Source organism: Streptomyces sp. C36, from assembly GCF_040932295.1.
Lineage (GTDB): Bacteria > Actinomycetota > Actinomycetes > Streptomycetales > Streptomycetaceae > Streptomyces > Streptomyces triculaminicus.
In genome coordinates, this window is sequence record NZ_JBFQGI010000002.1 from 672,169 (window position 1) to 685,397 (window position 13,229).

Genomic DNA, 13,229 nt, shown 5'->3' on the forward strand with positions numbered 1-13,229 from the left:
GGGCGTGACGGGCAGGCGGTGGAGCGGACGGCGGGCGGTGTGCTGCCTCGCGGCGCTGCTCGCCCTGCAGCCCCTCACCGGCTGCGGCGACACCGGCGCCGCGGACCGCGCCGACACCGGCGACCGGTCCGTCCAGCGGCTGCTGGACCGGTGGGGGCGGGCCGTGCGCGACCGCGACGAGCACGCCTACCTGGCTGCCGTCGACCCGGCCGCCCGCGGCTACCGCGACGAGCGCCGGCAGGTCTTCGCCAACCTCGGCGCCGTGCCGCTGGCCTCCTGGGAGTACCGGCTGGTCCGCACCCGGGGCACGGGCGGGCGGGTGGTGGCCGAGACGGAGCTGCGCTACCGGCTCGCCGGATACGACACGGCGCCGGTCACCGCCCCGGTGCGGCTGACCCTCGTGCGGCGCGATGGCCGCTGGTTCGTGGCCGGGCAGGAGTCCCGTCAGGGCGGCGGGCAGTTGTGGGAGCAGGGCGCGGTCACGGTGGTACGCGGCCGCAGCAGCCTGGTGCTGGCGGTCGGCCAGGACCAGGAGCGGATGCGCGTGCTCGCCGCCCTCGCCGACCGGGCCGTGCCCGCCGTCGAGTCGGCCTGGCACGGCGGCTGGGCCCGCCGCGTGGTGGTCGAGATGCCGGCGTCGCTGGACCGGATGGCGGCGCTGCTGGGCTCGCCCGCCTCCCAGTACCGGGGCATCGCCGCCGTGACCACCGGCGAGGGCGGCGGCGCGGGCGCCGCGCCCGCCGACCGCGTCATCGTCAACCCCGAGGCGTACGGCGTGCTCGGCGACTTCGGCCGCCGGATCGTGCTCACCCATGAGACCGCCCATGTCGCCACCCGCGCCGCGACCTCCCCGGCCACCCCGCTGTGGCTCTCCGAGGGCTTCGCCGACTGGGCGGCCTACCGGACCACCGGCCGGACCCCCCGCCAGGCCGCCCCCGAGCTGGCGAACGCCGTCGCGGCGGGCCGTGCGCCCCAGACCCTCCCGGAGGACGCGGACTTCGGCTTCGCCGGGGAGGCGGGCCGGCTGGCGCGGGCGTACGAGGAGGGCTGGCTGGCCTGCCGGATGATCGCCGAGGGCTGGGGCGAGGACCGGCTCGTCGCCTTCTACCGGAAGGTGGGGGAGCGCAAGCAGCGGGCCGGTGCGGTGGAGGCGGCGCTGCGGGAGGTCCTGGGAACGGATGCGGAAGCGTTTACCGCGCGGTGGCGGGAGTACGTGGCGAGGGCCTTTTGATGTCCCCCACCCCGCCCCTTCCCGTAAGGCCTCAAACGCCGGCCGGGCTATTCAGCCCGGTCGGCGTTTGAGGCCATCGGACACCCCTAGCCCGGCACCAGGGCCGACTGGCGCTCGGCGGGTGGCTCCGGCTCCTCCTCCACCGTCCGGGGCGCGGTCACCGTCTCCTGCCACAGCCGCCTGCAGGAGATCACCGTCGCCGCCACCAGCAGCCCGTTGCGCAGCGTCAGCGTCGCCACCCCCAGCTTGTCGCTGGCGATGACGTGCGCGAACCAGATCGGGAACTCCAGCTGCGTCAGCGGCGCCGCCAGCAGCACCAGCAGCACCGGCAGCCACTGGCGCGGCGTCCGCATCGTGACGCACACCGCCGCCAGGCCGATCAGCCAGATCATGTACTGCGGGCTGATCACCCGGCTGGTCGTGGTGAACAGCAGCACCGCGGCGAACGCGGCGTCGTAGGGGGTCGTCGCGGTGAAGTGGCGGGCCCGCATCCGCCACAGCAGCAGCCAGGCGAAGGCCAGCACGCTCAGCCCCAGCGCCAGCGCGCTGACCGCGTGGACGTGCCGGCCGAGGAACTCCACCGAGCCGTAGTTCAGCCGCGCCTTGCCGTGCCAGCCGGCGTGCCGGGCCAGATGGAAGACCAGCGATCCCAGGGACTCCACCTCCGTGCCCCGGTCGCGCTGGAAGGTGAGGAAGGCCAGTGCCCCCGGCATCGCCGCCGCGAAGAACATGGCCAGGATCCCCGCGGTGGCCAGCGCCGCGCCCCACGTCGAGCGGGTGCGCGGGCCGCGCGGGGTGCCGATGAGCAGCAGCAGGGGCCAGACCTTCAGCAGCGCCCCGAAGCCGGTCAGCGCGCCCGACAGCCGGGTGCGCCGGGCGGCGGCCAGCAGGGCCGCCACGGCCACCGCCGTGACCATCACGTCGTAGCGGGCGTAGACGATCGGGCCCAGCAGCGGCACCCCCACCACCCAGACCCACACCCCCAGCGGTCCGCGCCGGCCGTCGCGCACGGCGTAGAGCAGCATGCCGGTGATCGCGGCGTCGGCCAGCAGGCACAGGGCGAAGAAGGCCGGGGCGTAGTCGAGGAAGGGCAGCAGCCCCGGGGCGAGCACGGCCAGCGCGGCGGCCGGGGGGTACTGCCAGGTGACGTCGTCGTACGGGAAGATGCCGGTGCGCAGGACGCCGTACCAGCCCTGGTAGATCACCTCGATGTCGACGGAGACGTCCGAGCCCGGCATGTCCCACACCCGGAACACGCACATCATCAGAACGGCCCGGGTGACGGCCCACACCACGATCGAGAGCCGCAGACTCGTGCCCGCCACCATCGTCCACCTCGTCCCTTCGGGTCGGCGCCACCACCACGCGCCGTACACGTTCGGTCACTGGAGGGAATGATGCCGGGGAAGTGCCCCCGCGCGCGACGGACGTGGCGGGAAGCGGCCCGGTTGCCGCCCGATCGCACCCGGTACTGTCGGCGGCGATGCACAAGACCCTCATCGTCACCAATGACTTCCCGCCCCGCCCCGGCGGCATCCAGGCCTTCCTGCACAACATGGCGCTGCGCCTGGACCCGGCGAGCATCGTCGTCTACGCCTCCACCTGGAAGCACGGCCGCGAAGGCGTCGAGGCCACGGCCCGGTTCGACGCCGAACAGCCGTTCCCGGTGGTGCGCGACCGTACGACCATGCTGCTGCCCACCCCCCGGGTGACCCGGCGCGCGGCCACGCTGCTGCGCGAGCACGGCTGCACCTCGGTGTGGTTCGGGGCCGCCGCGCCCCTGGGGCTGATGGCGCCCGCGCTGCGCCGGGCGGGCGCCCGCCGGCTGGTCGCCACCACCCACGGCCACGAGGCCGGCTGGGCCCAGCTGCCCGCCTCCCGGCAGCTGCTGCGGCGGATCGGCGAGGGCACCGACACGATCACCTATCTGGGCGAGTACACACGCTCGCGGATCGCCGCCGCCCTGACGGACGAGGCGGCCGCCCGGATGATCCAACTGCCGCCCGGCGTGGACGAGAAGACCTTCCACCCCGGCTCCGGCGGCGACGAGGTCCGCGCCCGGCTCGGCCTCACCGACCGCCCCGTCGTCGTGTGCGTCTCCCGGCTCGTCCCGCGCAAGGGCCAGGACACCCTGATCCGGGCCATGCCGCGCGTCCTCGCGGCCGAGCCGGAGGCGGTGCTGCTGGTCGTGGGCGGCGGCCCGTACGAGAAGGACCTGCGCCGGCTCGCCGCCGACACCGACGTGGCGCACGCCGTCCGCTTCACCGGGGCCGTGCCCTGGGAGGAGCTCCCTGCCCACTACGGCGCCGGCGACGTCTTCGCCATGCCCTGCCGCACCCGCCGGGGCGGGCTGGACGTCGAGGGGCTCGGCATCGTCTACCTCGAGGCCTCGGCGACCGGGCTGCCCGTGGTGGCCGGCGACTCCGGCGGGGCGCCGGACGCCGTCCTCGACGGCGAGACGGGCTATGTGGTGCGCGGCGGCTCCCCCGAGGACGCCGCCGACCGGATCGTCACGCTGCTCGGGGACGCCGAGCTGCGCCGCCGGATGGGCGAGCGGGGCCGGGAGTGGGTCGAGGAGCGCTGGCGCTGGGACCTGCTGGCGGAACGCCTGAAGGAACTGCTGTGACGCGGTGACGCGACGGCAGGGGTGAAGGGTAAGGGGCTCGCGCCATGGCGCGAGCCCCTTACCCTTCTGTGTTCATGAGCCGGCGTCAGCCGCGGTAGATCGCCTCGATCTCGTCCGCGAAGTCCTTCGCGACGACGTTCCGCTTGAGCTTGAGCGACGGCGTCACATGGCCGGAGGCCTCGGTGAACTGGGCCGGCAGGATACGGAACTTGCGCACCGACTCGGCCTTGGAGACCGCGGCGTTGCCGTCGTCCACGGCCTTCTGAACGTCCGCCAGCAGGTCCGGGTCGTCGGCCAGTTCGGCGGCCGTCAGCCCGGCCGGCTTGTCGTGCTGCTCCAGCCAGCGCGGCAGGAAGTCCTCGTCCAGGGTCACCAGCGCGGCCACGAACGGCCGGCCGTCGCCGACCACCATGCACTCGGCGACCAGCGCGTGTGCCCGGATGCGGTCCTCGATCACGGCGGGGGCGACGTTCTTGCCGCCGGCCGTGACGATGATCTCCTTCTTGCGGCCGGTGATGCTGAGGTAGCCCTCCTCGTCGAGGGTGCCCACGTCGCCGGTGTGGAACCAGCCGTCCGACATGGCCTCGGCGGTGGCCGCCTCGTTGTTCCAGTAGCCGGAGAACAGGTGCTCGCCGTGCAGCAGCACCTCGCCGTCGTCGGCGATGCGCACCACCGAGCCCGGCAGCGGCTGGCCCACCGTGCCGATCTTCGGCTTGTCCCAGGGGTTGAAGGCGGTCGCCGCGCAGGACTCGGTGAGCCCGTAGCCCTCGAGGACGGTGAAGCCGATGCCCCGGTAGAAGTGGCCGAGCCGCTCGCCGAGCGGGGCACCGCCGGAGATCGCGTGGGTGGCCTTGCCGCCCAGCACCGCGCGCAGCTTGCCGTAGACCAGCTTGTCGAAGACCTTGTGCTTGATCTTCAGGCCGAAGGAGGGGCCGGCGGAGGTGTCCAGCGCGCGGCTGTAGGCGATGGCGGTGTCCGCCGCCCGGTCGAAGATCTTGCCCTTGCCGTCGGCCTGCGCCTTGGCGCGGGCGCCGTTGTAGACCTTCTCGAAGACGCGGGGCACGCCCAGGATCAGCGACGGCCGGAAGCTCTGCAGGTCGTCGGTGAGGTTGCGGATGTCGCTGACCATGCCCAGGCGGATCGGCGCCAGCATCGCGGCGACCTCGACGAGGCGGCCGAAGACGTGCGCGGCGGGCAGGAACAGCAGGACGGAGTGCTCGCCGGTGGTGAACAGGGGCTTGAGCCGCTCGACGGCGTTGCCGCACTCCGCGAAGAAGTTGCGGTGGCTCAGCACACAGCCCTTGGGGCGGCCCGTGGTGCCCGAGGTGTAGACGATGGTCGCGGGGGAGTCCGCGGTGGCCAGCGCGCTGCGCTCGTCCACCGACTCGTCGGTCAGCGACTCGCCGGCGGCCCGCAGCCGCTCGACGGCGCCGCGCTCGATCTGCCAGATGTTGGCCAGCTCGGGGAGCCGGTCGCGTACGGACTCCACCGACGCCTCGTGCGCGGGGGTCTCGGTCAGGCAGGCCACGGCGCCGGAGTCGCCGAGGATCCACTGGATCTGCTCCGGCGAGCTGGTCTCGTAGATGGGCACGGTGACGCCGCCCGCGCTCCAGATGGCGAAGTCCATCAGCGCCCACTCGTAGCGGGTGCGCGACAGCAGGCCGATCCGGTCGCCCGGCTTGATGCCGGAGGCCATCAGGCCCTTGGCGACGGCGCGGACCTCCGCCAGGAAGGCGGTCGCGGTGACGTCCTGCCACTGCCCGTCGACCTTGCGCCCTATGACCGCGACATCGGGGTGCAGAGCGGCGTTCCGGCGGATGAGATCCGTCAGGTTTCCGTCGGCCGGGACCTCGTAAAGGGCCGGAAGGCTGAACTCGCGCAAGACTGCTGCTCCTCGTCGGGCGCCGGCGCCGCCGCGTCGTCGAGGGGCGCTGCGTCGGCTGCGGTCCATGATCAGGCAGGGGTGTAGGACTGCCCGGACGTTACCCATCAGTACGGAATTCGAATAGAGGGGTGCGCCCAGATGTTCCATGCGTCACATGCCACGGGCCCGCTCCCGGCACCCTAGCCGCTCGGCACGGTGACCCGGAAGTAACCGCAGGTCGCGGCCCTTCCTGCGGCCCGTGCGCAGCGCCTAGTGTGATCGGTATGCGAGTCCATGTGGTCAGCGACGTACACGGCAACGCCGAGGGTCTGGCGCGGGCGGGAGAGGGTGCCGACGCCCTGGTCTGCCTGGGGGACCTGGTCCTCTTCCTCGACTACGCCGACCACTCGCGCGGCATCTTCCCCGAGCTCTTCGGCGTCGAGGCCGCCGACCGCATCGTCGAGCTGCGCACCGCCCGTCGCTTCGAGGAGGCCCGCGCGCTCTCCCGCACGCTGTGGGACGGCGTCGACCGCAAGACCGCCGTCGAGGCCGCCGTCCGCAAGCAGTACGCGGAGCTCTTCGCGGCCTTCCCCACCCCCACCTACGCCACCTACGGCAACGTGGACATCCCGCCCCTGTGGCCCGAGTACGCCCGGCCGGGCACCACCGTCCTCGACGGCGAGCGGGTGGAGATCGGCGGTCTGGTCTTCGGCTTCGTCGGCGGCGGTCTGCGCTCGCCCATGCGCACCCCCTACGAGGTCGACGACGAGAGCTACGCCGCCAAGCTCGCCGCCCTCGGCGAGGTCGACGTGCTGTGCTCGCACATCCCGCCCGACGTGCCCGAGCTCTGCTACGACACCGTCGCCCGCCGCTTCGAACGCGGCAGCTCGGCCCTGCTGGAGACCATCCGCGCGACCCGCCCCAAATACGCGCTCTTCGGTCACGTCCACCAGCCGCTCGCGCGCCGGATGCGCGTCGGCGCGACCGAGTGCGTCAACGTCGGGCACTTCGCCTCGAACGGAACACCCTGGGTGCTGGAGTGGTGACGCGCAGCGCGAGGTAGCCTTCACCGGCAGACAATCGAGGCCGCGCACCGGTACGGAGGAGCCACGCAGATGGCGGAACACACCAGCTCGAGCATCACGATCGAGGCGACGCCGGCCCAGGTGATGGCGGTGATCGCCGACTTCGACCGCTACCCGGAGTGGACGGGGGAGGTCAAGCAGGCCGAGGTGCTCGAGAAGGACGAGCAGGGGCGCGCCGCCAAGGTGCGCCTGGTCCTCGACGCCGGCGCCATCAAGGACGACCACACGCTGAACTACAGCTGGCCCGGCGAGAACGTCGTCGCGTGGTCCCTGCACAAGTCGCAGATGCTGCGCCAGCTCGACGGGTCGTACAGCCTGGCCCCGGTGGCGGGCGGCAAGCACACCGAGGTGACCTACCAGCTCACCGTCGACGTCAAGATCCCGATGCTCGGAATGATCAAGCGCAAGGCCGAGAAGGTCATCATCGACCGCGCCCTGGACGGGCTCAAGAAGCGCGTCGAGAGCGGCCTGGCGTCCTGACCGCCCGCCCGGCGCCCCCCGGCTCCGGGCACCCGACCGCCCGGGCCTCGCCCGGGCCCAGCGCACCACCGCAGTCAGCGCACCACCGCAGTTCCTGACACCACGCCGGAGGCTCCACCTTGCGTACGGTCCTCGTCACCGGTCCCGGCGGCGCGGGCCGCACCACCGTGGCGGCGGCCACGGCGCTGGCCGCCGCCCGCGCCGGGCGCCGCACGCTGCTGCTCACCTGCGACCGCGGCCCCGCGCCCGACGCGGTGCTCGGCACCGTCCTGCCGGCCGAGGGCGGCGACGAGAGGACGCCGTGGGCGCCGCCCGTCCAGGCGGCGCCCGGGCTGTGGGCCGCCCGCGTGGGCACCGGCGAGCACTTCCGCGCCCTGGCCGGCGACCTGCAGGACCGCGGCACCTCGCTCTTCGACCTCCTGGGCGCCGCCCCCCTCGACCCCGAGGAGCTCACCGAGCTCCCCGGCGCCGAACAGCTGGCCGCCCTCGCCGCCCTGCGCGCCGCCCACGCCGACGCCGGCGCCTGGGACCTGCTCGTCGTCGACATGCCGCCCGCGCACGAGACCGTCCGGCTGCTCGCCCTCCCCGAACAGCTCGACCGCTACCTGCGCCGCCTGCTGCCCCCCGAGCGCCAGGCCGCCCGCGCGCTGCGCCCCATGCTCGCCCAGCTGGCCGGGGTGCCGATGCCCACCCAGAAGGTGTACGAGACCGTCGAGCGCTGGCAGCGGGAGCTCGCCGCCGTGCGACGCGTCATAGAGGCCGACGGCACCACCGTGCGGCTGGTCGCCGAGCCCGGCCCACTCGGCAACGACGTGCTGCGCACCGCCCGTGCCGGGCTCGCCCTGCAGGGCTGCCGTATCGATTCACTGGTGGCCAACCGCCTGCTGCCCACCGGCTCCGCCGACCCGTGGCTGGCCGCACTCGCCGACGAGCAGCGCACCGCCCACCAGGCGCTGTGCGAGGAGTTCCTCGCCGACGGCGTCACCGTGCGCGACCTGCCGCACCTGGGCCGCGCCCCGCGCGGGACGGCCGACCTGGCGGCGCTCGCCGCGGGCGCCGCCCCCACCGAGGCCGTCGGCCCCGGCGGCGACCCCTGGACCGTCGAGGACCGCCTGGCCGACGACGGCATGCTGATCTGGCGCCTTCCGCTGCCCGGAGCGGACCGCGACGGCCTCGGCCTGGTCCGCCGGGGCGACGAACTGGTCGTCGGCGTCGGCCCCTTCCGCCGGGTCCTGCCCCTGCCCTCCGCCCTGCGCCGCTGCGGCGTCGCCGGCGCCGGGCTGCGCGACGGGGCCCTGTGCGTCCGCTTCCTGCCAGACCCCGACCTCTGGCCAAGGACTCCCTGAACGCCGCTACCGCGGTCGGGTAACGTCGAAGGAAAATCCAGCCCGCAGGAGTCCGTCATGAGCGAATCCACCGAGCGCCCCGGCCCCGGCCCGGCGCCCGACCCCGACGCGTGGGAGCGGGCCTGCGCCGAGGACCTCGCCGCCGAGAACGCCCGCCGCCGCCGGGCGTCCGGGCAGGGATACGCGCCGGGCAGCGCCGCCGAGGAGCTGCGCAAGCTCGTCGACGCCGTCGCCGAGAAGGTCGCCGCCTTCGAGCTGCCGCCGGCCGCCCAGGCCGCCCAGGGCGCGGTGCAGCAGATCATCTCCCAGGCCAAGGCCGCCGTGGAGCCGGTCATCGAGCGCAACCCCGAGGTCTTCGACCACCTCGCCTCCGCCGGCACCGAACTGCTGGCCGCCTACCGCGCGGCCGTCCACCGCCAGGAGGCGCGCTGGACGCGCGACGAACCGGCGCGCGAGCCGCGCGAGGGGCGCGAGGGCCCTGGGCCGGATGGCGGAAGCGAACGCATCGACCTCGACTGATCTCCTCCTCCGGTACGGTGGGGCGCGGCGGGGTTCGAGCGAAAAGCTGAGGGATACATGGGACTCACCATCGGCGTCGACATCGGCGGCACGAAGATCGCGGCCGGCGTGGTCGACGAAGAGGGCTCGATCCTCGCGACGTGCAAGGTGCCGACACCCGACACCCCGGAGGGGGTCATCGACGCCATCGCGGACGCGGTGCGCACGGTCAGCGAGGGCTTCGAGGTCGAGGCCGTCGGCATCGGTGCCGCCGGGTACGTGGACGACAAGCGGGCCACCGTCCTGTTCGCCCCGAACATCAACTGGCGGCACGAGGCGCTCAAGGACAAGGTCGAGCAGCGCGTCGGCCTCCCCGTCGTCGTCGAGAACGACGCCAACGCCGCCGCCTGGGGCGAGTACCGCTTCGGCGCCGGCAAGGGCCACGACGACGTCATCTGCATCACGCTCGGCACCGGCCTCGGCGGCGGCATCATCATCGGCAACAAGCTGCGCCGCGGCCGCTTCGGCGTGGCCGCCGAGTTCGGCCACATCCGGGTCGTCCCCGACGGCCTGCTGTGCGGTTGCGGCAGCCAGGGCTGCTGGGAGCAGTACGCCTCCGGCCGCGCCCTCGTCCGCTACGCGCGCCAGCGCGCCCAGGCCACCCCGGAGAACGCCGAGATCCTGCTGGGCATGGGCGACGGCACCCCCGAGGGCATCGAGGGCAAGCACATCAGCGACGCCGCCCGCCAGGGTGACCCGGTCGCCATCGACTCCTTCCGCGAGCTCGCCCGCTGGGCCGGCGCGGGCCTGGCCGATCTGGCCTCGCTCTTCGACCCCTCGGCGTTCATCGTCGGCGGCGGTGTCTCGGACGAGGGCGACCTGGTCCTCGACCCCATCCGCAAGTCCTTCCGCCGCTGGCTGGTCGGCGGCCAGTGGCGTCCGCACGCCCAGGTGCTGGCCGCCCAGCTGGGCGGCAAGGCGGGCCTCGTGGGCGCCGCCGACCTGGCCCGCCAGGGCTGACCCGAAAGGGCCGTACTTCCCAGCGATATCCCAGCGATACTCCAGCGGAATTCCCCAGCGGAGGGGCGATGCTCGCGGACCTGCCGGAATCCTCGACCGAAGCGGACGCGTCGGTGGTCCGCGTGCTGAGCTACAACATCCGCTCCCTGCGCGACGACGAGGCGGCACTGGCCCGGATCATCCGGGCCTGTGCCCCCGACGTCGTCTGCGTCCAGGAGGCGCCGCGCTTCTTCCGCTGGCGCAAGGCCGCGGCGCGCCTGGCCCACGCCTCGGAGCTGGTGTACGCCACCGGCGGCGGCACCGCCTCGGGGCCGATGATCCTCACCTCGCTGCGCGCGCATGTCGAGCACACCGAGGACATCCTGCTGCCCCGCACGCCACGGCTGCACCAACGGGGCCTGGCCACCGCGGTGCTGAGGTTCGGCAGGGCCCGGCTCGGCGTCGTCAGCTGCCACTTGAGCATCGACGCCGACGAGCGTCACGACCAGGGGAAGCTGCTGCTGGACCGGCTGGCGGCGCTGGACGTGCCGCACGCCGTCGTCGCCGGCGACCTCAACGACCGGCCCGACGGCCGTACGTTCGGCCTGCTGGCCGGGCATCTGCAGGACGGCTGGGCCGTCCGGCCGTGGGGGCGCGAGCACACCACGCGCCTGGGCGACCCGCTTCAGCGCATCGACGCCGTCCTCGCCACGAAGGGCGTCGAGGTGCTCGGCTGCGGGGTGCCGATGGGCCTGCCCGGCGTCACGGAAGCGGATCTACGGGCGGCCACGGACCATCTGCCGGTGCTGGCGGCGCTGCGGGTGCCGGCGGCCTGACGGGCGCACCGGCCCGGTTCACACGACGGCGCCGCGCCCCGGGTCGTCGTCGCCCTCGTCGTCGCCGTCCTTCATCCGCAGGACCAGCGTGGCGAAGCCCCCCAGGAAGCCCCCCACGCCCAGCGTGGTGAGCCACCACGTCAGCTCCTGCCGCAGCAGCACCATGACGAACAGCAGCAGCGGGCCGCCGAGCACCGCGATCCACGCGAAGCGGGACGTCACATCGCCGGTCGGCAGCGGCGGCGGCTCCGGGGGCACGAAGTGGCCCTCGTCCGGCTCCTCACGAGCGTCGTCGGCGTCACCCGACGCCGGATCCGGAGTGCTCGAGTCGCGGGGACCGACGCCCGGCGCGTAGACGATGAAGCTCCCGGGCCTGCCGGGGGCGGCCGGCTTCTCCGCCCCGGGGATCTTCGGCGCCGCCGGCGTCCCGCCGTCGGGGCCGTCCTCGACGTCGCCCGTGGCCGGCCAGCGCCCCTTGTCCGGGTCCGGCTGCTCGCCGTAGGCCGCGACCAGCTCCGCCCACGCCCGGTCCTCGTCCAGCGGGTCGCGGCTGTCGTCGCGGTCGCGGTCGCGGTCCGCGTCGTGCTCAGCCACGGGTGGCCGCCCCGCGCGCGCCCACGGAGAGGCGCTCGATGAAGGCATGCGTCTGCTCGAAGATCGCCGGGGCGTCGTGGTCCAGGGTGGCCACGTGGTAGCTGTTCTCCAGCAGCCGCTCGGTGACGTCGCGGGAGGAGACACGGGCCAGGATGCGCGCCGAGTCGACCGGGGGCACGACGTGGTCCTCGGGGCTGTGCATCAGCAGCAGCGGCTGGGTGACCTGCGGCAGCTCGGCGTCCAGCTGCCGCAGCCCGCGCCGGAAGGAGTGCGCGGCGTGCAGCGGCACGCGGTCGTAGCCGACCTCGACGCCGCCCGGCCTGGCGATGTCGCTGGCGATGCCCTTGGTCGTGGGGACCAGGTGGCGCACCACCGGCAGGGCCTTGGCGGCCAGGCCGTGCACCTTGTTGGCGGGGTTGACCAGCACGAGGCCGGACACGGCGGCGCCGTGCCGGGCGGCCAGCCGCAGGGCCAGTGCCCCACCCATCGACAGCCCGCACAGGAAGACCTGCGAGCACGTCTCCCGCAGCCGCCACAGCTCGCGGTCGACCTCCGCGTACCAGTCCTGCCAGCCCGTGATCGCCATGTCCTGCCAGCGGGTGCCGTGACCGGGAAGGAGCGGCAGGGAGACCGTGAACCCCCGCTCCGCGAGATAATCGGCCCAGGGCCTTACGGACTGCGGGGAACCGGTGAAGCCGTGACACACAAGGACGCCGACCTCTCCGCCCTCATGGCGGAACGGCTCGGCACCGGACAGGAGCGGCACCGGGATCTCCGATCGATGGAACGAGACAACGGGACAAGGAAGGCTCTGGGCCTCAGCCTACGCGGAGCGTCGCACGGCGGGTAGGCAGGTTAAGGTCTCCTCGTCACTCACAGGAGGTTCTCGGTTGTTCTACGGCGCTATGAAGCTGTCCATCGGAGGGTCGCTGAAGCTTGCCTTCCGCCCGTGGGTGGAGGGCTTGGAGAACGTACCGGCCGAGGGGCCCGCCATCCTGGCGAGCAACCACCTGTCCTTCTCGGACTCCTTCTTCCTGCCCGCGGTGCTCGATCGCAAGATCACGTTTATCGCCAAGCAGGAGTACTTCACCTCTCCCGGGGTCAAGGGAAAGCTGACGGCGGCCTTCTTCAAGGGCGTCGGCCAGCTCCCCGTCGACCGCTCGGGCGCCCGGGGCGCCGGCGAGGCCGCCATCAAGAGCGGCATCGAGGTGCTGGAGCGCGGTGAGCTCTTCGGCATCTACCCCGAGGGCACCCGGTCCCCCGACGGCCGCCTCTACCGCGGCAAGCCCGGCGGGCTCGCCCGGGTGGCGCTGGCCACCGGCGCACCGGTGATCCCCGTGGCGATGATCGACACGGAGAAGGTGCAGCCCCCGGGCAAGGTGCTGCCGAAGATGATCCGGCCCGGCATCCGGATCGGGAAGCCGCTGGACTTCAGCCGCTACCACGGCATGGACGGCGACCGCTTCATCCTCCGCTCGGTGACCGACGAGGTCATGTACGAGATCATGAAGCTCTCCGGCCAGGAGTACGTCGACATCTACGCCACCGCCGCCAAGCGGCAGATCGCGGACGAGGCGAAGCGGCAGGCCGAGGAGGAGAAGGCGGCGAAAGCGGCCGGACTCGACACGGCGGGAAAGAAGGCGGAGCACAAGCCCGAGGCGTAAGGTCGC

General features: G+C 73.5%; 13 protein-coding genes. 9 read left to right on the top strand and 4 right to left on the bottom strand.

Translation table 11 applies throughout. The annotated features are described in order from the left end of the window. The first annotated feature begins 4 nt into the window (after positions 1 to 4). The gene (locus tag AB4K12_RS08660) at positions 5 to 1,231 is read left to right on the top strand and encodes a hypothetical protein (protein WP_368433621.1); all 1,227 of its coding nucleotides are present in this window, start codon (positions 5 to 7) and stop codon (positions 1,229 to 1,231) included. 86 nt (positions 1,232 to 1,317) lie between these two features. Here the strand turns inward: AB4K12_RS08660 and AB4K12_RS08665 are convergent, their stop codons facing one another. Beyond that, positions 1,318 to 2,559, bottom strand: a complete 1,242-nt coding sequence (locus AB4K12_RS08665) for a glycosyltransferase 87 family protein (protein WP_368433622.1) — start codon at positions 2,557 to 2,559, stop codon at positions 1,318 to 1,320. Positions 2,560 to 2,714: 155 nt separating this feature from the next. On the opposite strand from AB4K12_RS08665, the gene AB4K12_RS08670 reads away from it, so the two are divergent. Continuing rightward, positions 2,715 to 3,857, top strand: a complete 1,143-nt coding sequence (locus tag AB4K12_RS08670; protein ID WP_368433623.1) for a glycosyltransferase family 4 protein — start codon at positions 2,715 to 2,717, stop codon at positions 3,855 to 3,857. 85 nt (positions 3,858 to 3,942) lie between these two features. On the opposite strand, the gene AB4K12_RS08675 is transcribed toward AB4K12_RS08670, so the two are convergent. After that, on the bottom strand, positions 3,943 to 5,739 hold the full coding sequence (locus AB4K12_RS08675) for a long-chain fatty acid--CoA ligase (protein WP_368433624.1): 1,797 nt from the start codon (positions 5,737 to 5,739) through the stop codon (positions 3,943 to 3,945). A 266-nt stretch (positions 5,740 to 6,005) separates the two neighbouring features. On the opposite strand from AB4K12_RS08675, the gene AB4K12_RS08680 reads away from it, so the two are divergent. From AB4K12_RS08680 to AB4K12_RS08705, 6 genes are all read left to right on the top strand, one after another. Continuing rightward, a complete protein-coding gene (locus tag AB4K12_RS08680) occupies positions 6,006 to 6,767 on the top strand; it encodes a metallophosphoesterase (protein WP_368433625.1) in 762 nt (253 codons plus the stop codon). Between the two features lie 69 nt (positions 6,768 to 6,836). Next, on the top strand, positions 6,837 to 7,286 hold the full coding sequence (locus AB4K12_RS08685; protein ID WP_368433626.1) for an SRPBCC family protein: 450 nt from the start codon (positions 6,837 to 6,839) through the stop codon (positions 7,284 to 7,286). A 119-nt stretch (positions 7,287 to 7,405) separates the two neighbouring features. Beyond that, complete coding sequence (locus AB4K12_RS08690; RefSeq protein ID WP_368433627.1) at positions 7,406 to 8,632, top strand: ArsA family ATPase; 1,227 nt, start codon at positions 7,406 to 7,408, stop codon at positions 8,630 to 8,632. A 57-nt stretch (positions 8,633 to 8,689) separates the two neighbouring features. Beyond that, positions 8,690 to 9,151, top strand: a complete 462-nt coding sequence (locus AB4K12_RS08695) for a DUF5304 family protein (RefSeq protein ID WP_368433628.1) — start codon at positions 8,690 to 8,692, stop codon at positions 9,149 to 9,151. A gap of 57 nt (positions 9,152 to 9,208) precedes the next feature. After that, complete coding sequence (locus tag AB4K12_RS08700; RefSeq protein WP_086571615.1) at positions 9,209 to 10,150, top strand: ROK family glucokinase; 942 nt, start codon at positions 9,209 to 9,211, stop codon at positions 10,148 to 10,150. Between the two features lie 68 nt (positions 10,151 to 10,218). After that, on the top strand, positions 10,219 to 10,965 hold the full coding sequence (locus AB4K12_RS08705) for an endonuclease/exonuclease/phosphatase family protein (RefSeq protein WP_368433629.1): 747 nt from the start codon (positions 10,219 to 10,221) through the stop codon (positions 10,963 to 10,965). Between the two features lie 18 nt (positions 10,966 to 10,983). Here AB4K12_RS08705 and AB4K12_RS08710 read toward each other — a convergent pair whose 3' ends face one another. Together AB4K12_RS08710 and AB4K12_RS08715 are read right to left on the bottom strand one after the other, a co-directional pair. After that, entirely contained in the window at positions 10,984 to 11,559 is a 576-nt protein-coding gene (locus AB4K12_RS08710) for a hypothetical protein (protein ID WP_368433630.1), read from the bottom strand. Then, complete coding sequence (locus tag AB4K12_RS08715; protein WP_368433631.1) at positions 11,552 to 12,325, bottom strand: alpha/beta hydrolase; 774 nt, start codon at positions 12,323 to 12,325, stop codon at positions 11,552 to 11,554. The genes AB4K12_RS08710 and AB4K12_RS08715 overlap by 8 nt, the downstream gene beginning before the upstream one ends. A gap of 139 nt (positions 12,326 to 12,464) precedes the next feature. Here AB4K12_RS08715 and AB4K12_RS08720 point away from each other — a divergent pair, with 139 nt between their 5' ends. Beyond that, positions 12,465 to 13,223: a 1-acyl-sn-glycerol-3-phosphate acyltransferase gene (locus AB4K12_RS08720; RefSeq protein WP_086571608.1), complete on the top strand. Its 759-nt coding sequence runs from the start codon at positions 12,465 to 12,467 to the stop codon at positions 13,221 to 13,223. The last annotated feature ends 6 nt before the right edge of the window (positions 13,224 to 13,229 follow it).